The organism is Hyphomicrobium sp. (genome assembly GCF_003987855.1).
In the GTDB taxonomy this organism is placed as follows: Bacteria; Pseudomonadota; Alphaproteobacteria; order Rhizobiales; family Hyphomicrobiaceae; genus Hyphomicrobium_B.
Genome location: NZ_RXIZ01000001.1, coordinates 47035 through 66774, shown reverse-complemented (window position 1 = coordinate 66774; position 19740 = coordinate 47035). Strand labels below are relative to the sequence as shown.

The window sequence follows — 19740 nt, the reverse complement described above, 5'->3', positions numbered from 1 at the left end:
GGTGCACTGAAATTTCTGATGGCCGTCCATTGCTGAGCTCGGGGATTATTTGATCTGCGAGCTTCAACAGCATTTGACCGTCTCTGGTTCCAAATTTCGGACTCTGGTCGACCCATCGCCGCCGCCATTGCTCAAGTGCCCCTTTGAATGGGTGCCGTTCCAGGACTGCGCTCATTGCGACGGGGCGAGTACGCGCTGGGAGGCAAGCGACGAAGTCCATCGTTGGGTCATGATCGAGTTCTGGCCGCGTCTGGCTGAGGCACCGCCCTGCTGGTCTCGTGTTCCGAGGGAGGTGGGTACGGCATTCAGACAGGGTGGAACATCCTCAGATTATTCCTAAATATTGCCCGGCGTGTTTTCCCGTTTGCCAACTATGGGAAGGCGCCACTGCTTGGAACCCAGCCAAGCCGTTCAGAGTTACCCGTGCTGCGGGAAAATTCCCCAATGTCGCTCAGTGAAAACGTGCTCCAAGGCGCGGTGGATAGACTTGTCTGAAGAACTTCATGACCGAAACATTTCGCCCGATAAGCCGGGTATTGGGGCGCATCCTGCGCCCTGTCCGGTCGTCGGCGTCGGCGCCTCGGCGGGTGGTCTAGAGGCCTTCCAGAACCTCCTCGCGGCCGTACCGGCGGATTCGGGATACGCCTACGTCCTGGTCCAACACCTTGATCCCAACCACGAAAGCATGCTCGCGGAGCTTCTGAGCCGCCGCACCGAAATGCAGGTTCGTCAGGTTTCTGACGGAATGCCGATAGAGCCCAATAACGTCTATCTGATCCCTCCGAACGCCAGCTTGATCGTCGAGAAGGCCGAGCTTCGGCTGTCCGACTTCTCCGAGCCGCGAGGATTCCGCCGTCCCATCGACGTGTTTTTTCGCAGCTTGGCCATCGATCAGGGGCCAAACGCGGCGTGCGTGGTGCTTTCCGGAACGGGGGGTGACGGCAGTGAGGGCCTTCGCGCCGTCAAGGAAGCGGGCGGGCTCACCATCGTGCAGGAGCCGGAAACGGCCAAGTACGACGGGATGCCAAAGAATGCCGTTGCGACGGGTCTCGTTGATAAAGTGCTGCGGGTCGATGAGATGCCAGCGGCCATTCGCGACTATTTCGATCGCGGGCAGGAATCTTTAAAGCTCCCCGACATCGATGATTTTCTTTCGCAGGTGTGCGAGGAGGTCAGAAGCAGGCTCGGCCACGATTTCAGTCAATACAAGAGCAGCACCATGCTTCGTCGCGTTCAGCGCCGCATGCAGGTGGTGGGCGCGTCGAACGGCGCCGACTATATCGCGCTTCTGAAGGAAGGATCGGAAGAACCCGAGCTGCTCTTTCGAGATCTGCTGATCAACGTCACTTGCTTCTTCCGAGATGCTGAAGCGTTCGACTTTTTACGGCGCGAGGTCATCCCCGGAATTTTGAAGGGCAAAGGCGCCTCTGACACCGTCCGTATTTGGACGCCCGGCTGCTCCAGCGGCGAGGAGGCCTATAGTCTCGCAATCCTCATCGCGGAAGTTCTCTCCCGCGAGAAGGAGCACCCCCACGTTCAGATTTTCGCCACCGATATCGATGAGCCGATGCTGCAAAAAGCGAGAGCGGCCCGATATCCGCACTCGGCAGTGCGCGAAGTGCCGATCGAACTCCTCGACCGCTACTTCTATTCGAATGAAGACGACTATGTCCTGTCGCAGCCAATACGAGACATGGTTCGCGTTTCAAATCACAACCTGATCAAAGATCCGCCGTTCTCGCGCTGCGATTTGATCGTTTGCCGCAACCTGCTGATCTATCTCAATAGCAACTTGCAGCAGCGGCTCATTCCGGTCTTTCACTACGCGCTCAAGAAGGACGGTTGGCTGTTTCTCGGCTCCGCGGAAAACATCGCGACGAGAAACGATCTCTTTGAGACGGTCGAGTTGAGCGCCAAGATCTATCGGCGTAGAGGATCCTCACGCCAGTCGGTGACTATGCCCCTGCAAGTTCATCCGCACACCACGCGACCGGTGCGTCCAGAACTTAATCAGGTGGAGCAGAGCGAAGAAATCGCGCGCCGTGTTCTCGAGCGGTATGCGCCCGCGCATGTCGTCGTCGATTCCGGAAATAGCGTTACATATGTTTCGTCGCGAACCGGCAAATATCTCGAATTTGCTCCGGGCGCGCCGAGCAACCGCATCGTTGATCTGACGCGGCGGGGTCTGCGATCCGCTGTCCGGTCGGTCCTGGATACGGCTCGTCGGACTGGACAGCGCACGGTCAAGCACGACGTCAGGATGGACGGAGACGAAGAGGCAGTTCTCGTCGACGTCTGCGCCGAGCGGCTCAGCAACGGCCACCTGCTTCTCGTGTTTCGCGATGCTCCAGGCGGAGCGCGCGAATTGGATGGGGACTTAGAAGCCAATGCCGATGGCTATTCGGACGACCAGCGCATCAAGGAGCTAGAGGACGAACTCGGCGAGACGAAAACAAAGCTGCGAACCACCGTCGAAGAATTGGAAACTTCGAACGAGGAGCTGAAGAGTTCCAACGAAGAAATGATGTCGATGAACGAGGAGCTGCAATCGACAAACGAAGAGCTCGCGACGGTCAATGAAGAGCTGAAGAACAAGGTCGATCAGCTGGGCAACGCGAATAGCGATCTTCAGAACTTCATCGAGAGTACGCAGATTCCGACGATCTTCCTCGACAAGAAGCTGCGCATTCGCAGCTTCACGCCCGCGGTTCGGCGGCTGTTTCGTTTCCAGGAACAGGATAAGGGGCGGCTATTCTCGGACGTGGTATCGCGAGCAGACCTTAAACAGCTCGAAAGTCTTACCAGGCGCGTTCTGGATAGTGGGCAAGTCGTCGAGGAAGAGCTTGCCGTCGACGAGGGGACGGAGCAGTTCGTCCTGCGCGCGCTGCCCTATCGGAACGTCTCGCAAACCATTGACGGCGTCATCCTGGTATTCAACGACGTCACAAAAATTCGTCAGGCTCAATTCGAACTTGCCAAGAACATCGAGATCGCACGCCGCAGCAGTCATGAGATCGAGACGCTATACCAGACCGCGACCGTTGGGATGGCGCTTGTCGACCGAAACAGAAGATTCTTGAAAATCAATCAGCTGTTCGCCGACTTGAATGGCGCAACGATCGAGGATCATCTTGGGCGCTCGCTCGACGTTATGACGCCGCGTTTGGCCGAGCGCCTGAGCCGCCCCATCGAGGAGGTCTTCGAAACGGGCAAAAGCGTTCCGGACCTCGATGTCAGCCTCCGCGTCGAAGAAGACGAATATCGCGACTTCCTCGTCGACAGCTACCCCTATCTCGAGGACGACCGCGTCACCGCAGTGGGCATCATCGTCAAAGACGTAACGGAGGTCCGCGTTCTCGAAAGAGAGCTGAGGCGTCTGATGGACGAGCTTCAGCATCGGGTGAAGAATACCCTTGCCACTGTTTCTTCCGTCATCAATCAAACGGCGTCCAGCGGCAAGGTTGTGCCCGATATTATCGACACGCTGAGGCGACGCGTCGGGGCATTGGCGGCGACCCACCACCTGTTGACGTCGAAGGACTGGCGAGAAGTCTCGCTGATGGACATCCTTAATACGGAACTGCGCCCGTTCGATCATCGGGATCGCATCGAGATGTCAGGTCCGCCGGTTGCCCTTCCCCCAAAGCACGCGTTGACGCTGACAATGACGTTCCATGAACTTGCGACTAACGCCGCCAAATACGGGGCCATCGCGCACGAATCTGGCCGCTTGCGTGTGGAATGGGCGATCATGCTGACCGCCTCAGGGCGACAGCTGACGATCAGTTGGTGGGAAACCGGGGTGCCGATAGAAAAGACAGAGAACACGAGGCAGAGTTTTGGCACGCGGTTGATCAAGAATGCCGTCGCCCACGATCTGGGCGGGAAATGCACCTACACGCTCGAACAGGATGGTGTAAAATGTACACTCGAGGTGCCGTTTTGAATGAGCAGCAACCGTTCTCTCTCGCCGGCAAGAAAGTCCTTGTCGTCGAAGACGAATATCTCATAGCGCTCGACATTGAGGATATGCTTCGAGGGCTGGAGGCTGGCGACGTTCAGGTTGCCGGCACCTTCGATGAGGCTGTCGTGCGGATCGAGCGCAACGATTTCGATCTGGCGATCCTCGACGTCAATCTCAATGGCGTGACGAGTTTTCCGCTCGCCGACATGCTGAAGAAGAGGGGCCGGCCCTTCATCTTTGCGAGTGGCTATAATTTGGATCGGCGGAACGACTTCGAGCCCGTCGACGCCGTTTGCGTCGCCAAGCCCTACGATCAGCAAAGTCTGTCGGAGGCGTTGGGAGTGGTGCTCGGAAAGGCCGCCTAGAGCTGTCTTCGATGCTATCTGACTGACTTACAAGGTTCGCAAACGGTGTAGATGACCTGATTGACGTCTCCCGTCCGGACCAACCCCAAAAGAGAAGCTTCCTCGGGCTCGAGCCACCCGTCCGCTCCGGAAATGCGGCCGCAAAGACTGCAGCGAATGGTGGGGCTCCCACCCGTCGCGGAAGCCTTGAAATTGAGTTCGTATGGGAACCGTTCGGTTCGGATCAGGCGGTGGGAAACCCGCAGTAAGCCCGACGGGACCGGCTCAACTTTCATTTCCATGAAGCGTTTGAATCGCGGGGCATCGCAACGGTAGGGCATGACGCGGCGCGCGTTGAGCACACGCGCGGCATCGAGCGCGGCAGCGACGAAGCTTTGAGTAACATCTCCACTGATGTGGCTCAGCAAGCCCGTTCCGATCACCTTATGCGCGAAGAGATCCATTGCGCCGCTCATCTCTGCGAAACGGTCCCACGAGCCTCCTATTTCCACGATGGTGTCCGTGCGGTCGACGCAGTAGTAGATCGGGCCTTCGTTCGTGGACATCTGTTTTCCTTGCGGCGACGAACGGCGCTCTTTGGATACTAGACCGCGGCGGACTTGTTCCTGATGGAATGAGCAGCTTTGAAGGGATTGCTAGTTCAATCGAGGATTGCACGTATGCGCGCCGCGAGTTGTTCGAACGTGAAGGGCTTAGAGATGAGGTTGACGCCCGTATCCAGCCGCCCCTGGTGGACGAGAGCATTCCGGGAATAGCCGGTCGTGAAAAGCACCTTGAGGTCGGGGCGGAGCTTGCGCGCTTCATCACTCAGTTGCCGGCCGCTTTTTCCTGGCAGCACCACGTCGGTGAACAGCAAATCGATCTTCTGGGGGCCCGAAATGATTTCGAGTGCAGCTTCGGCCTCGGCGGCTTCAAGGATCGAGTAGCCCAACTCGCTCAAGATCATCACGCTATTGGCGCGCACCTCGGCGTTATCCTCGACAACGAGAATGCATTCGTCCTTGCTGCCTTGAGGTGTTTTGGTTTCCTGTGTCGGAGAAGGAAGGGGCAGGGTGCCAGTGTAGCGAGGGAAATACATCTTCACGGTCGTGCCGTGATTTTCCTCGCTATAGATCGTGATGTGGCCGCCGGATTGCTTGACGAAGCCGTAGATCATGCTGAGACCGAGGCCCGTGCCCTTGCCGGTCTCCTTGGTTGTGAAGAAGGGCTCGAACGCGCGGGCGAGCACCTCCTCCGACATGCCTTCGCCATTGTCGCTGACAGCGATCATCACATACTGGCCCGGCACCACCTCCGCGTCGGTCGCCGCGTAGGCCTCATCGAGGTAAACGTTGCCGGTTTCGATCGTCATCTTGCCGCCCGACGGCATGGCATCGCGAGCGTTGATCGCCAGATTGACAATCGCCGTTTCCAACTGATTTTGATCCGCCTCGACGAGCCAGAGGCGAGGGGCAAGGACGCCCTCGATCTCCACTAGTTCGCCCATTGTGCGATGGAGCAGATCGGTGCTGTCGCGGACCACTGTGTTGAGGTCAAGGGGCTTTGGATCGAGGGGCTGCCTGCGTGAAAAGGCGAGAAGCCGCGCCGTCAACGTTGCCGCGCGCTGCACTCCCTGCATGGACGTTGCGAGCGCCCGTGACCATCGCGGATTGTCGGCAACGCCGCCTCGGCGGAGCGTATCGAGACCACCGAGGATGACTGTCAGCAAATTGTTGAAGTCGTGCGCTACGCCGCCAGTGAGCTGCCCGACAGCTTCCATTTTTTGAGCTTGGCGCAGTGCAGCCTCGGCTTGTAGTCGATTACCAACTTCCTCATTGACTCTCTTCTCCAGCCCGGCGTTGAGTTCGGAGAGTTCGCGCTCGGCTTTCCGGCGCTGATGCAATTCGCGTTCGGAGGCTTGGAAGAGCCGCGCGTTGTCGATCGCCACGGCGGCCTGAGCAGCGAGTGTCCCGATGAGATCTTCGGTGCGGGACGAGAACATGGCCGGGCTGGAATGACCAAAGAAGAGCCCGCCCAACACCTCTCCGGAACGCGAACGCACCGGGCTCGCGAGGTAGCTGCGAACGGGAAGATGTCCGTTCGGCATGCCATTATGAGGGTCGTTCTTACCGTAACGCGGATCTTTCGTTATGTCGTCTGATCGGACGATGCCTTCGCCGTTGAACGTTGGCGCAAACACGGACGTGTTGCGGGGCATCGGGAAGTCGTCAAATGAATCTTTTGGAACGCCGGCGAGCGTGTAAAGCATGTAGCTCTCGCCTGCATCATTGAGAACGTTGTAAAAAAATGCGCCGAATTCGGCGGCACTTAGAGCGAGGCCTGCTTCCGTGATCGTTTGGACGATTTGCTCCAGCTCAATATCGGCCGCAACCGTGGATGACGACTTGTTGAGGATCTCAAGAGCCTGCTTCTGATTGCGCAACTCGCGTTCGACGGATTTTTCCTGAGTGATGTCGATGATGGCTCCGACAAGTCTCGGGCCATCGGGGCCTTGTATGACTTTGCCACGCACAGCGACGTGCCGCAGATCGTCTTCAGGGCCGACGCGATATTCTTCCTCCAGGTTGGAACCCGTCTCGATTGCCTGGCGAACGGCTTGATCGACCCGCGCCCTATCATCCTCATGGATCGCTGGGAGGTAGGCGTTGACTTGTAGGCCCTTGGATGCGGCTATTTCGCCAACACCGAAAGCGGACGTGAGCGGCCCAAGCATAATTGCGCGATCTGCTTGGACGTCCGTTTCAAAAACAGTGATGCGGCCGCTCGACAGCGCGAGTTCGAGCCGATCCTGCGTCATCTGCAATTTGGTCTCATTGCGGAGCAACTCGCGCTCGACGTCACGGCGCATTTGGGCAAGCTGGATGTTCGCTGTGACGCGAGCAATGAGCTCTCGGGCGGTGAATGGCTTAGTGAGATAATCGTCGGCGCCTTCTTCAAGGCCTTCGATCCGCGCTTCCTCTCCTGCTCTCGCTGATAGCAAAATCACGGGAACGCCAGCCAACGCCGAGTCGGCGCGAATGGCGTGCAGGAGCGCGAAGCCGTCCATTCCAGGCATCATGACGTCGGAAAGGATGAGGTCCGGCCTTTGTGCGCGCGCCGCCTCGAGCGCCTCGACGCCGTTAGGGAAGGCATCTACGCGGAAGCCGCGCGTCTCAAGCAAGCGGCTGACGTAATCGCGCATGTCACCATTGTCGTCGGCAAGGATGACACGGTGAACGATCCCGTCCCGCTGCTCAATGGGCGACGCATTGACAATTTCGAGCATGTTTTCGTCGGCTTCGCCATCGGGAAGCCATCTCAGCGCTTCCTCCATATAGGCGCGGCCAATTTGCGGGCTTTTGGGCAGGCTCTCAGCGAAGACGCTGTTCTGAGGCAGGTGGTCAGAGCCGAATGGGAGGCGGATCGTAAATGCGGTGCCGTTCTCAGGCTCACTGGAAACAGATATCGAGCCGCCATGAAGCTTCACGAGTTCCTGAACCAGTGCAAGGCCGATGCCGGTGCCTTCGATGCTTCTGCTACGAGCACCCTCGATCCGATGAAAGCGCTCGAACAATTTTGGAAGCTGGTGAGGGGCAATGCCCGTGCCGGTATCCCGCACTTCAATATCGACGGCCTCCGCGTTGGGGGCGCGGCGGATTCTGACGGTGGCGCCTCCGACGAAGGTGTATTTGAATGCGTTGGAGAGCAGGTTCAGAACAACCTTCTCCCACATATCGGCATCGACGAAGACCGGCTCGGGTAGGGGCTCACTCTCGACCTTGAGATAAAGCCCCGCTCGCTCGAATGCGGAACGAAATTCCGAGGCTATTTCAGCCGTGGTCTCGGCGATATCCGTCGGGGCAAATCGGGCCTGTGTGCGGCCCGCTTCGATGCGGGAAAAATCGAGGAGCGCGTTGACGAGCCTAAGAAGCCTTAATCCATTCCGATGAGCGAGTTCGATCTGTTGTTTCGCCTCTGGGGCGGCTTGGGCAAGCAACTCCTCAAGCGGGCCCAACATCAACGTCAGCGGCGTGCGGAATTCGTGACTGACATTGGAAAAGAAATTCGTCTTGGCTCGATCGATTTCGGCGAGAGCTTCGGCGCGCTTTCGTTCCGCTTCGTAGGATCTTACGCTGGCGAGGGCAGCGGAGATCTGGCCTGACACAAGTTCGATGAAGGAGCGGTAGTTCTCATCGACAGGACGGAAGGGATTAAGGCCAACTATAAAAAAGCCGGCAATTCCGCCTTTCCCGCCTGAAGAGGAAATAGGAGATATTAGCGCCTGCCGGGATGAGCGTCTCCAATATGGAGAGGGGAGATTGGCGTGGCGTTCCGCGAGGGCTTCATCGAGAAAAATTTCGCCGTTGGCATAGGCTTCGGAAAGCGGCCAAGGCGAATTTTGCATCGTCAGTATGGGCGGCGCCGCAGGATGGCCAGCTTCGATGCCTGTCGCGCAAGCGAGATGTGCTTCATCTCCACTGAAGACGTAGGTGAGGGTGAAGGGTAGGTCGCGGCTATTGTCAGCGAGGCTGGAGCATATGTTCTTGAACAATTCGGGTTCGGTCTTCGCGGTGCTGCTCTTGGATGCGAGTTCGCTGAGGGTTGCGAGACGGCGCTCGCTGATGACGCGTTCGGTTTCCTCCACGACCACGCAGAGCATGCCGGCGATTTTGCCATTATCGCCGAAGAGCGGACTGTACGAAAAGGTGTGATACGTTTCTTCGGCAAAGCCACTGCGTTCGAGGAACAGAAGCATCTTTTCCGAGTAGGTAGCTTCACCAGTGGTCATCACGTGTTGGATGAGCGGATCGATGTCAGGCCAGATTTCGGACCAAACTTTCGAGGCGGGCTGCCCGAGCGCCCATGGGAACTTGACGCCAAGAGTTGGCCGGTAAGCGTCATTGCAAAAGAAGGTCAGGCTAGGCCCCCAGGCCATCCACATCTGATAACGGGTGGTGAGGAGCATGCGGATGACAGATTTGAGACTGTCAGGCCAAGTGTCGGGTGATCCAAGTTCGGTACTGGACCAATCGAATTGCCTCATGCGTTGCGCAAGTTCGCCCTCGCCGAGGAAGACGCCGCCGGCTGAAAAATCCGCACATTCTTGCGCGCTCATCTCAGGCCGCACCCCACGACAATCCCAGCGTACTTACACGCCGGGCCAGAACTCCGAAGTTGCCTGGAAAGATTGATACCTCGCACAAATTTTTTTCTTCACCGTTGCGGAACAAAACCTCTGTGCGTGCGTTTTGCGCTGTCGGCGTTCAAGTGGGGGTTAACCGTGTTGCGATGACGCGCTATCCCGTCTTTTCGTTTTTGGCCAAGCCTCGCTACAGGCATTCCACAATAAGGTACTTATCATGTCCCCATCGGCAGGTGGCCTAAATCAGCTGTTCACTGCACATGAACAAGAGATACTAACGGAGTGGCTACGACTGTTGAAGTCTTCCGGCGTATTGCAAACCGGACGGATTAAGGAAGCGGAACTCGAGACGCAATGTCGTGGGTTTCTGTCCCAGCTAAAGCAAGCGATGCAGTCTGACGGCTCTGTCGACCGCTCCGCGAGTTCTTTCGAAGGCCTGAAATCGATGCTGGCGGACGTCTCGCGTTCGCGCGCCATTCTGGGTTTCACGCCAACCGAGACGGCCAACTTCGTTTTCTCCCTCAAGCAACCGCTGTTCAACGCCATCAACCAGGAATCCGGCGGCGTCACCGACAAAGCGTCGTTTATTTGGAAGACTTCCGCTCTGTTGGACGAGCTTGGCCTGTACACGATCGAGATCTATTCGAAGACGCGCGAGGAGGTCATCGCGCGCCAGAGTCGTGAAATTGCCGAACTGTCGACGCCCGTCGTGAAGCTCTGGGACGGCATATTGGCGCTTCCGATCATCGGCACCCTCGATAGCGAGCGCACGCAAACGGTCATGGAGAACCTGCTTCAGACAATCGTCGATCAGTCGGCTGAGATCGCGATCATCGACATCACGGGCGTTCCCACCGTCGATACGCTTACCGCTCAGCACCTTCTCAAGACCGTTGCGGCCGCCCGGCTCATGGGTGCTGACTGCGTGATATCGGGAATTCGGCCGCAGATTGCGCAGACGATGGTGCACCTCGGCGTCGAACTCAACGTTGTTTCGAAAGCGAACCTCGCCGATGCGTTCGCGCTGGCGCTGCAGCGTCTCAACAAGACCGTCGTATCGCTGAAGGCCGGCCAACCCCGGATATCGAGAGCCGCCTCAACAGAGGACCGCGGCTAACGATGGATCGCATCCCCATCCTGAAGCTTGGTAGCGCGCTGCTGGTTACCATTCAGGTCGACATGCACGACCGCCTTGCCATAGCGCTCGAAGAAGATCTGACAGCCAAGATCGCGGCCACGGCCGCGAAAGGGGTTCTGATCGACATTTCGGCGCTCGAGATCGTCGATTCCTTCATCGGCCGCATGCTCGACAACATCGCAGCCGTCTCGCGCGTACTCGATGCCGAGACGGTTGTGGTCGGCATGCGCCCGGCTGTGGCTATTACGCTTGTGGAACTTGGACTGTCTCTCCCGGGGGTGAAAACTGCGCTCAACGTCGAGCGCGGCATGGCGCTGATCAGCCGGAGGATCGATGCCGACGCGGTCAGTCGGGGAGAACTCGATGACCGTTACGACGAGTGAAGTCTTCGAGATCAGAAGCGGCGATGACGTTGTCCGGGCGCGCCAACAAGTACGCGTCCGGGCGATAGAGTCCGGCTTCTCCCTCGTGGATCAGACAAAGATCATCACGGCGGCCAGTGAGCTTGCACGCAACACGCTGGAATACGGCGGCGGAGGAACCATGCTCATCGAGTGTGTGGATGATGGCCGGCGGCGAGGAGTACGGCTGACGTTCGAGGATCAGGGGCCAGGCATTCCCGATATCGAGCGCGCGCTTAGCGATGGCTACACGTCGGGTGGCGGCCTTGGGCTTGGACTTGGCGGAGCAAAGCGGCTCTCCAACGAATTCTCCATCACTTCGAACCCCGGGCAGGGGACGCGCGTTACGATCGTTCGGTGGAAGTGAGAAAAAAATGATCGCCGTCTCGGTCACGGAAGCCAGTCAGGTGGCCGAAGCACGCAGGACCTGTGTGGAGCTATCCCAACGTAACGGCTTCGACGAAGAAGCTGGCGGCCGCGTGGCGATCGTCGCCACGGAGCTTTCGACCAATCTCGTGAAGCACGGGACAGGCGGACAGATTCTCGTCGGCATCGTCGAGGATGAGCAAGGCGGACCTGCAATAGAGGTCATTGCGATCGACAAAGGTGGCGGGATCGCCGATCTGGAATCGGCTTTGCGTGATGGGGTTTCAACGGCAGGAACTGCTGGAGCCGGTCTTGGCGCGATCAAGCGACAGTCGAATTGCTTCGAAATCTTCTCCCAATCCGGCCGCGGCACTGTTCTCGTCGCACGGCTGTACGCCAAACCGGAAAATGGAAAAAGGGGGTTAGGAATATCGGATGCCAGACCCGCTTGCGTTTCCGTGCCTTATCCCGGGGAGTCAGTCTGCGGCGACGGATGGGCAGCGCGGGCCGAGGGCGGTGTTCAAACTCTGATGGTCATTGACGGTCTGGGCCATGGGCCGGACGCTGCCAAGGTCTCGAATGAAGCTTTGCGTCTGTTTGACAAATACTGGCAGGAAGATCCATCCGAGGTCGTTCGTTGCCTCCATGCGGGTTTGCGCTCCACCCGCGGCGGCGCAGTTGCGGTAGCGCGCGTCGAGCCTGCGGCCAAGCGCGTTACTTATTCAGGCGTGGGGAATATTTCTGGCGCGATCTGCTCGAGTAACGGCGATATGCGACGGATGATGTCGTACAATGGAACAATCGGTCACAATGCCCGCAACGTTCAGCAGCTCCAATACGCGATGGACCGTCCCGAAGATACGATGATCGTCATGCACTCCGATGGAATTGGGACAAGCTGGCAGTCCAGCGCCTATCCCGGTCTCATCGGGAGGGCTCCCATTCTGCTTGCCTCGGTCCTCTATCGCGACTTCACGCGCGGACGCGACGATGCCACCGTTCTGGTCTGCAAGGGGGTTATATCATGACCTCTTGGCCGATCCTGTCGATGCAAATCACCAGCCAGTCCGATGTCGTGGCCGTGCGCCAGCGGGCAAAGCGGATTGCAGACCTCGTCGGCTTCGACAATCAAGAGCAGACGCGCATTGCGACTGCGGTGTCGGAGATTGCCCGCAACGCCTTCGAGTATGCCGGACGGGGGACCGCCAGCTTCCGATTGGATGCCGGGAAGGACAAGCTTCAAATTCTCTACATAACGATCAAGGACGAAGGTCCTGGTATCGAGAACCTGCAAGAGATTCTGGACGGTCGATACGCTTCCTCGCACGGGCTTGGAATTGGCATAACCGGCGCTCGGCGACTGATGGAGAAGTTCCGCGTCGAGAGCAAAGAAGGTGGCACTGTCGTCGAGATCGGCAAACCCTTCACACGTCGCCAGGCGTTGTTGACGCGTGAGCGATTTGCAGAAATCGCTGCCTTGTTGGCCAAGGAACGGCCGGAGAGCGATCCGCATGCCGCCATGGCGCTGCAGAACCAGGAGCTGGCGCTCAGTCTCGATGAAATCACCAATCGCCAGGAGGAGCTGGGCCGTCTCAACCGGGAGCTGGAAGACACCAATCGGGGAGTTGTGGCGCTCTATGGGGAGCTCGAGCAGAAAGCTGACGAGCTCAAGCAAGCCAGCGAGCTAAAGACGCGATTCCTGTCGCACATGAGCCACGAGTTTCGCACGCCTTTGAATTCCATTCTCGCGCTGTCGGATCTGCTTATCAAACGCGTCGACGGGCAGCTGACGGAAGAACAGGAAACGCAGGTCAGCTTTATCAAGCGCTCGGCCGAAAGCCTGTATGAGATGGTCAACGACCTTCTCGACATCGCGAAGCTCGAGGCGGGGCGGCTTGATCTTCACGTCTCGACGTTCACGGCCCGTGATCTGCTGGGCGGCTTGCGCGGGGTGATGAAGCCTCTGCAGAGGGACGATAAGGTCCGACTCGTATTTGAAGATCCTCCACCGGATGTTGTTTCGATTACTTCAGACGAGGGCAAGCTCGTTCAGATCATTCGCAATTTCGTCGCGAATGCGCTGAAATTTACCATTGAGGGCGAGGTTCGCGTCAGCGTCTCGCGCGACCCCGAAACCAAGCATCTGCTGTTTTCGGTAAACGATACCGGGATCGGCATCGCGCCGAACGATCGAGAGAGGATTTTCGAGGAATTCTCGCAAATCGATAGCCCGACGCAGCGAATGGTAAAGGGGACGGGCCTCGGCTTGTCGCTGTGCCGTAAATTGGCTGATCTGCTGGGAGGAAGAATTCTACTTGAGAGTAAGGTGGGAAAAGGCTCGACATTTACCTTAGACATACCGGAGCTTGCCGAGGCGGCTGGCCCAGAGGCAGATGAGGGTGCAACGTACGTTGAAAGAGATCGTTTTCCTCAATTGAGCCCACTGCAGAAGCAGGGACAGATCACCGTGCTCATTGTCGATGATGACGCTGCGTTCCGGTATGCGCTTCGCCAGATGATCGCTGGCCACAACAGTGCTTACAACGTCATCGAAGCGCCTGACGGCGCCGAAGGCGTTGTGAAGGCGCGAGATCTGCATCCCGACGTCATTGTGCTGGATCTGCAAATGCCCCGTCGCGACGGCTACCAGGTGCTGAGCGATCTTTCTTCCGATCCTGAGACGAGCAGGGTGCCGGTGCTGCTCCTCACGTCTGCCGACTACGAGACGTTGTCGCATGAGCGCATTGCGGCGGCGCGTGGTTTCCTCACGAAGCGCGGGTTGTCTCGTGATACCATCGCGTCTGCATTAAACCGTGTTCTCGAGAGTAGCCCCTGATGCCGAATAGCGGGCCGAGGCTGCTTCTCAACGTGGACGACAACGATGTCGGCCGATACACGAAGTCGCGAATACTGCGCCATGCGGGTTTCGAGATCATCGAGGCGCGAAACGGGCAAGAAGCCATAGAACTTACACGAGAGAAGCAACCGGACCTGGTGTTGCTCGATGTAAGATTGCCCGACATAAGCGGGCTGGAAGTCTGCCGCATTCTGAAAAACGATTATCCGAAAATCTTTGTCCTGCAGATTTCGGCTTCCCGCGTTACCGAAGGGGACCGCGTGCGGGGACTCGATGGCGGCGCGGACGCCTATCTTGCGCAGCCAATTGCGCCTAACGAGCTCGTTGCCTCCGTACGAGCATTGCTGCGCATCAGAACCGCGGAAGAAGCTCTGCGCGCGAGCGAGGCGCATCTGCAAGGCGTTCTTGCCAGTGCAATCGATTACGCGATCATCCGTCTTGATGAAAAAGGCAAGATATCAGGCTGGAATGAAGGCGCGACAGCCATCTTCGGTTGGTCCCAGACGGAAGCGCTCGGGCAAGACATCAACTTGATTTTCACGAGTGAAGATCGAGCCGCCGATGCGGCTGAGCAGGAACGGGAGCAAGCTCGCGCAACTGGCCGGTCGGACGACAAGCGCTGGCAGATCAAGAAAGATGGTTCGCTTTTCTTCGCCAATGGCGTGATGACCCGGCTATCGCCTCCCGCGGCCCCTGGCTTTCTGAAAATTCTGCGCGATCAAACCTCGCAGTTCGAGACGGAACGAGCGTTGCACGAGCTTGCCGCGAGCCTTGAGGTTCGCGTCGCCGAGCGGACGCAGGAACTTCAGACTGCGAACGATCTCCTGAAAAGGGAGATGGAAGACCGTGCCCGCGCCGAGGAGCTTCTGCATCAGCGCGACAAGATGGATGCGCTGGGTCAGCTCACCGGCGGGATCGCGCATGACTTCAACAATATGCTGGCGGTCGTGATGGCCGGGCTCGGGCTGATCGATCGCCAAGTCGCTCGCGGGGAAAAAGACATCTCGAAATACACGCAAGGCGTTATGGAGAGCGCTAAGCGTGCGGCGGACCTCACGCAAAGGCTTCTGGCGTTTTCGCGTCAGCAGCCCCTGACGCCGGAGCCCACCGATGCGAACCAGCTCGTCACGCGTCTGGCCGACCTGCTTGGCCGGACGTTGGGCGAAAACATCAAGATCCGCACGTCGCTCGATGAATGTCTATGGCGGACACGGATCGATACGACCCAGCTCGAAAGCGCACTTCTGAACCTTGCCGTCAATGCCCGCGATGCCATGGAGAGCGGCGGGGTGCTGACGATCGAGACGGAAAATGCCGTGATCGACGCCGAATATGCGCGACGTAACGAATTCTCGCCTGGTGAGTACGTGATGCTCGCGGTCAGCGATACCGGCTCGGGCATGCCGCCCGAGGTGATCGCGAAGGCGTTCGATCCATTCTTCACAACCAAAGGCGTGGGTAAAGGGACCGGCTTGGGATTAAGCCAGGTCTTTGGTTTTGTCCGGCAATCGGGCGGACACGTGAGGATCATTTCCGAGGTGAACGCAGGCACCTGCGTTAAAATTTTCTTGCCGCGCTATGGCGGCGGTGAAGATATCGCCGCCAAAGCGCCAAGCAAACAAGCGGCGGTGGGGAGCCCGAGCGAAATCGTACTTGTCGTTGAAGACGAGGATCGGGTCCGACTCATGGCGGTCGATGCACTGGGCGATCTTGGATACACGGTGCTTCAGGCTGCGAATGGCATGGAGGCGCTCAAAGTCATAGGTGAGGGTAAAAAGCCGAACCTGCTCTTTACGGATCTCGTCATGCCCGACATGTCGGGTCGCGAGCTTGCGGATCGCGTCAACCAACTTTTCCCGGAAATCAAAATTCTCTTCACCAGCGGCTACGCGCGCGATGAGCATCTGCATAATGGCGCGCAACTGGGAGCCTCGCATTTCTTGAGGAAACCCTTCGCGCTCGAACAGCTTGCCGCGAAGGTGCGGCACGTCCTTGATCAGCCGTGATCCTAGGCAGCGAGCGGATTTGATCGCTTTCAAGCGCGCTTTCGAAGTCTCATTAGAAGTTTTTGGAACAGTCCAAGGCACTGCGGGTTTTGCAGGTTTAGGAGAATAGATACCATGCCAACACCGCAGGAATTGGAAGCGCGCTTCTGGAAGACGCTGAAGTCCGACATGACCATGATGGTCGGGCTCAGTGGTGAGGACGACAGCCATACGCGCCCTTTAACGGCACAGATCGAACACGATGGCGGGCCTATCTGGTTCTTCACCTCGAGGGATAGCGAACTGGTGCAGCGGCTCGACAAGCCAAAGCGCACCGTTGCGACGTTCACATCGAAAGGGCACGACCTCTTCGCCGCAGTTCACGGACAGATCCAAGTCGATAATGACCGGCGGGTGATCGATGCGCTGTGGAACAGCTTCATTGCAGCCTGGTACGAGGGCGGCAAAGATGATCCGAAGCTGGCTCTGGTTCGGCTCGATCCCGATCACGCGGAAATCTGGCTCAACGCCTCGAACCTGTTGGCGGGCATCAAGCTTCTTTTCGGCGCGGATCCGAAGCAGGACTACAAGGACAACGTAGCGAAGGTAACGTTCTGATGGCGACCGCCCGAAAGGCACCTTGGGATAAGAAAAATCCAAGAGCGAAAGCGGGCAAGTCTCGTCATTTGACAGCTTCTCAGAAAGCGCGCGCTAAGAAGACCGCAAAGAAAGCCGGACGGCCCTATCCCAATCTCGTCGACAATATGCGCGTTGCGAAGAAGTCCAAGGCGAAGAAGTCAGCTAAGCGCTAGGAGCCGGGCTTGAAAGCTCGGCGGCCACGCGCAAATCGGCGACAAAGCGCTTAAACTCTTGGTCGGCCGCGCCCGAGTCCTCAACGCGTAAAATGAAGGATGGGTGGATCGTCACCACTCCCGGCCAAGAGGAAAATGTCATGGGGCCGCGTTCCCGTGTAATCGCGACGGGACGGCCGGCTAGCGCGAATGCAGCGCTGGCGCCGAGCGCTACGACCAATTTGGGTTGAACGAACGACAGTTCCTCCTGAAGCCACCAGCGGTAATGCTTGATCTCACCCATCGTGGGTTTTTGATGGATGCGCCGTTTTCCCCTTTCGGTGAACTTGAAATGCTTTACCGCATTGGTGACGTAGGCTTCTTCGCGCGCGATGCCGGCTTCGGCTAACGCGCGATCGAATACTTGGCCGGCGGGGCCAACGAAGGGCCGCCCCTGCAGGTCTTCTTGATCGCCGGGCTGCTCGCCAACGAATGCAATCGCCGGCCTCATGGGACCTTCGCCCAAGACAGCTGTTCGGCCTCCGGCGACGAAAGGTTCGGTGGCCTTGATGATGGCATTCAGTTCTTCGAGAGAAGCGGGCGTTGTGTTCGTGGAGCGTTTGACAGCGCGATCGGGAATGCGCGTGTTTGACATGGATGGGCTCGCGGCCAACATGCTTTGCACCCGGTCTGCCGCGCCGCGCACCAATTCGGGAATGGCGGCCGCTTCTGGCATGTTGGCCCAGTATTTCTTCGGCATCTCCGCTTGCATGAGTTTGACGTTGGTGCGTGCGGGATTGAAGGTGCTGCGATAATAATCGATCCAGGCATTTTCGAAATCGTCTTGCGCGGAGAGGTCAGGCTTTTGCGCGGGGCCGCCGCACGTGAGAGCATGAAGATTCCAATGCCGCGCCCCGATGGGCGTCAGGATCGACCATTCGAAACTTGGAAATCGCGAGACAAAGAACGGAACGGCCTCATCGAGGATGAAGTGTTGAGGCTCGAACCATGCGACGAACCTCTCGCTTCCCTCATTGCGAACGCGATGAAAGCGCAAATATGCATGCATGTGGTGGATGTCGCGGGCGACAGCTTTGCGCATTCGCGAAAGCCGGTTGACGATGGGATCGCTCGCGACCTCGAGAAGGTGCCGTTCGCCATGGCGAATGCGCCAAATCAAACTATGAAGAAGGGCATACCGTTCGGGATCGCTGTGGCACACGATGATTTTGGAGAGTTGCAGGACGGCAGCCGGAAGGACAACGGGGGGCGCGTCGGCGCCGTTCAACTTCAGTACCGTATCGGGCAGGGCGGAGACTCGCCAATTCACCTCCGCCGGCGACACATCTTTTGTCGTGAGCCACCGAATGGCACTTCGGAAGCCATCGAGGTCGGCACCGGGTTTTAGTTCGATCGTTGTCATCCAAAAAGTTCGAGCTGTCGCGGTGGCACAATTCGCTGTCGCAGATCGAGGCGATCCAAGGTCATCGTCGGTCGATGATCGGCTGTGACGAGGAAGGGCATCGCCCGTTTAAATCCGGGCGACAGGCGGCGGATATCTTCGGCTCGAAGCCGTTGATGACGGCGAGAGGAAATGATCTGATCGACCGCGCGTTTGCCGAGACCCGGCACGCGCAAAAGCATCTCGCGGGCTGCGCGGTTCACATCCAGTGGAAACTGCGCGCGATGCTTCAACGCCCACGCGAGCTTGGGATCTATAGCAAGATCAAGCATGCCGTCATCGGCGGCGTCGGTGAGGTCACCAATAGAGAATTCGTAGTGCCGCAACAGCCAGTCGGCCTGATAGAGGCGGTGTTCGCGGGCGAGCGGTGGTGCTTCCACCGGCAAGATGCTGCTCGCATCCGAGATAGGGCTGAAAGCAGAATAGTAGACGCGCTTCAGCTTATAGGTGCCATAGAGATCGGTGCTTGATTTCAGTACGTCCAAGTCGGTTGAACTGTCGGCGCCGATGATGATCTGGGTGCTTTGTCCAGCGGGCGAAAACCAACGCTTCTCTTCCTTGGCTTCAGCGATCCGTTCCCGCATCTGCCCCATGGCGTGCTTGATCGTGGCGCCATTCTTTTCTGGAGCAAGCTTCTGCAGGCTTGCTTGTTTGGGAAGTTCAACGTTGATCGAGAGCCGGTCAGCCCACAACCCTGCCTGCTCAATAAGCCAAGGGCTGGCCTCGGGGATGCTCTTGAGATGGATGTAGCCGGCAAAGCCGTGGTCGCGCCGCAACTTCTTCGCGACGAGCATCATCTGCTCCATCGTATAGTCGGCAGAGCGGATGATGCCCGATGATAGAAAAAGTCCTTCGATGTAATTGCGTTTATAGAATTCGATGGTGAGTTTAACGACCTCGTCGACCGAGAACCGGGCGCGCGGCACGTTCGATGAGCGGCGGTTGATGCAGTACGAGCAGTCGAACAGGCAATAGTTCGTCAGCAGAATCTTGAGAAGCGACACGCACCGTCCGTCAGGCGTGAAGGCGTGACAGATACCAGCGCCGGTGCTTGATCCGAGGCCACCACTTCTCGCTTTTCGCTTCGGTGCACCGGAAGACGCGCAAGAGGCGTCGTATTTGGCGGCGTCAGCTAGAACCTTCAGCTTGTCGAACAACGTGAAAGGCATTTTCGTTCACTAAATGTTCCTGGCCTCTCGCGCAAGTTAAATCGGGTAGGTCCTGCGCGAAAAAGGGAGTGCACGTGCCCGGAACAGGTCAGATGTCCACGCGTACCAATGCGTTGGTGT

Annotated in this window: 14 protein-coding genes; 10 read left to right on the top strand and 4 right to left on the bottom strand. The window is 58.1% G+C overall.

The features are described 5' to 3' along the window. Positions 1 to 487 precede the first annotated feature (487 nt). A complete protein-coding gene (locus EKK30_RS00290; RefSeq protein ID WP_290978521.1) occupies positions 488 to 3946 on the top strand; it encodes a chemotaxis protein CheB in 3459 nt (1152 codons plus the stop codon). Next, positions 3922 to 4329, top strand: coding sequence for a response regulator (locus tag EKK30_RS00285; RefSeq protein WP_290978518.1), 408 nt, complete (start codon positions 3922 to 3924; stop codon positions 4327 to 4329). The genes EKK30_RS00290 and EKK30_RS00285 overlap by 25 nt, the downstream gene beginning before the upstream one ends. 14 nt (positions 4330 to 4343) lie before the next feature. Here the strand turns inward: EKK30_RS00285 and EKK30_RS00280 are convergent, their stop codons facing one another. Further along, positions 4344 to 4874 (bottom strand): hypothetical protein, encoded by a 531-nt coding sequence (locus tag EKK30_RS00280; protein ID WP_290978516.1) that lies wholly within the window; start codon positions 4872 to 4874, stop codon positions 4344 to 4346. Positions 4875 to 4969: 95 nt separating this feature from the next. After that, a complete protein-coding gene (locus EKK30_RS00275) occupies positions 4970 to 9424 on the bottom strand; it encodes an ATP-binding protein (protein WP_290978515.1) in 4455 nt (1484 codons plus the stop codon). Between the two features lie 244 nt (positions 9425 to 9668). Here EKK30_RS00275 and EKK30_RS00270 point away from each other — a divergent pair, with 244 nt between their 5' ends. The 8 genes from EKK30_RS00270 (at position 9669) to EKK30_RS00235 (ending at position 17010) form a co-directional block, all read left to right on the top strand. Next, the gene (locus EKK30_RS00270; RefSeq protein ID WP_290978514.1) at positions 9669 to 10568 is read left to right on the top strand and encodes an STAS domain-containing protein; all 900 of its coding nucleotides are present in this window, start codon (positions 9669 to 9671) and stop codon (positions 10566 to 10568) included. Positions 10569 to 10570: 2 nt separating this feature from the next. Then, on the top strand, positions 10571 to 10972 hold the full coding sequence (locus EKK30_RS00265; RefSeq protein WP_290978512.1) for an STAS domain-containing protein: 402 nt from the start codon (positions 10571 to 10573) through the stop codon (positions 10970 to 10972). Then, entirely contained in the window at positions 10953 to 11357 is a 405-nt protein-coding gene (locus EKK30_RS00260) for an anti-sigma regulatory factor (RefSeq protein ID WP_290978510.1), read from the top strand. The genes EKK30_RS00265 and EKK30_RS00260 overlap by 20 nt, the downstream gene beginning before the upstream one ends. A gap of 7 nt (positions 11358 to 11364) precedes the next feature. Then, a complete protein-coding gene (locus EKK30_RS00255; RefSeq protein ID WP_290978508.1) occupies positions 11365 to 12384 on the top strand; it encodes an ATP-binding protein in 1020 nt (339 codons plus the stop codon). After that, positions 12381 to 14192: an ATP-binding protein gene (locus tag EKK30_RS00250; RefSeq protein ID WP_290978506.1), complete on the top strand. Its 1812-nt coding sequence runs from the start codon at positions 12381 to 12383 to the stop codon at positions 14190 to 14192. The genes EKK30_RS00255 and EKK30_RS00250 overlap by 4 nt, the downstream gene beginning before the upstream one ends. Beyond that, on the top strand, positions 14192 to 16219 hold the full coding sequence (locus EKK30_RS00245) for a response regulator (RefSeq protein ID WP_290978504.1): 2028 nt from the start codon (positions 14192 to 14194) through the stop codon (positions 16217 to 16219). Before EKK30_RS00250 ends, EKK30_RS00245 begins: the two co-directional genes overlap by 1 nt. A gap of 114 nt (positions 16220 to 16333) precedes the next feature. Further along, on the top strand, positions 16334 to 16816 hold the full coding sequence (locus EKK30_RS00240) for a pyridoxamine 5'-phosphate oxidase family protein (protein ID WP_290978502.1): 483 nt from the start codon (positions 16334 to 16336) through the stop codon (positions 16814 to 16816). Continuing rightward, entirely contained in the window at positions 16816 to 17010 is a 195-nt protein-coding gene (locus EKK30_RS00235; protein ID WP_290978500.1) for a hypothetical protein, read from the top strand. Before EKK30_RS00240 ends, EKK30_RS00235 begins: the two co-directional genes overlap by 1 nt. Here the strand turns inward: EKK30_RS00235 and EKK30_RS00230 are convergent. Together EKK30_RS00230 and EKK30_RS00225 are read right to left on the bottom strand one after the other, a co-directional pair. Next, positions 17000 to 18412 (bottom strand): UdgX family uracil-DNA binding protein, encoded by a 1413-nt coding sequence (locus EKK30_RS00230; RefSeq protein ID WP_290978498.1) that lies wholly within the window; start codon positions 18410 to 18412, stop codon positions 17000 to 17002. The two genes, EKK30_RS00235 and EKK30_RS00230, sit on opposite strands and share 11 nt — an antisense overlap. Continuing rightward, entirely contained in the window at positions 18409 to 19620 is a 1212-nt protein-coding gene (locus EKK30_RS00225) for a putative DNA modification/repair radical SAM protein (protein WP_290978496.1), read from the bottom strand. Before EKK30_RS00225 ends, EKK30_RS00230 begins: the two co-directional genes overlap by 4 nt. Between the last annotated feature and the right edge of the window lie 120 nt (positions 19621 to 19740).

Coding starts and splice junctions, on each gene's coding strand:
- EKK30_RS00285 (WP_290978518.1), top strand. CDS start 3,922: ATGTACACTCGAGGTGCCGTTTTGAATGAGCAGCAACCGTTCTCTCTC.
- EKK30_RS00280 (WP_290978516.1), bottom strand. CDS start 4,874: ATGTCCACGAACGAAGGCCCGATCTACTACTGCGTCGACCGCACGGAC.
- EKK30_RS00275 (WP_290978515.1), bottom strand. CDS start 9,424: ATGAGCGCGCAAGAATGTGCGGATTTTTCAGCCGGCGGCGTCTTCCTC.
- EKK30_RS00270 (WP_290978514.1), top strand. CDS start 9,669: ATGTCCCCATCGGCAGGTGGCCTAAATCAGCTGTTCACTGCACATGAA.
- EKK30_RS00265 (WP_290978512.1), top strand. CDS start 10,571: ATGGATCGCATCCCCATCCTGAAGCTTGGTAGCGCGCTGCTGGTTACC.
- EKK30_RS00260 (WP_290978510.1), top strand. CDS start 10,953: ATGACCGTTACGACGAGTGAAGTCTTCGAGATCAGAAGCGGCGATGAC.
- EKK30_RS00255 (WP_290978508.1), top strand. CDS start 11,365: ATGATCGCCGTCTCGGTCACGGAAGCCAGTCAGGTGGCCGAAGCACGC.
- EKK30_RS00250 (WP_290978506.1), top strand. CDS start 12,381: ATGACCTCTTGGCCGATCCTGTCGATGCAAATCACCAGCCAGTCCGAT.
- EKK30_RS00245 (WP_290978504.1), top strand. CDS start 14,192: ATGCCGAATAGCGGGCCGAGGCTGCTTCTCAACGTGGACGACAACGAT.
- EKK30_RS00240 (WP_290978502.1), top strand. CDS start 16,334: ATGCCAACACCGCAGGAATTGGAAGCGCGCTTCTGGAAGACGCTGAAG.
- EKK30_RS00235 (WP_290978500.1), top strand. CDS start 16,816: ATGGCGACCGCCCGAAAGGCACCTTGGGATAAGAAAAATCCAAGAGCG.
- EKK30_RS00230 (WP_290978498.1), bottom strand. CDS start 18,412: ATGACAACGATCGAACTAAAACCCGGTGCCGACCTCGATGGCTTCCGA.
- EKK30_RS00225 (WP_290978496.1), bottom strand. CDS start 19,620: ATGCCTTTCACGTTGTTCGACAAGCTGAAGGTTCTAGCTGACGCCGCC.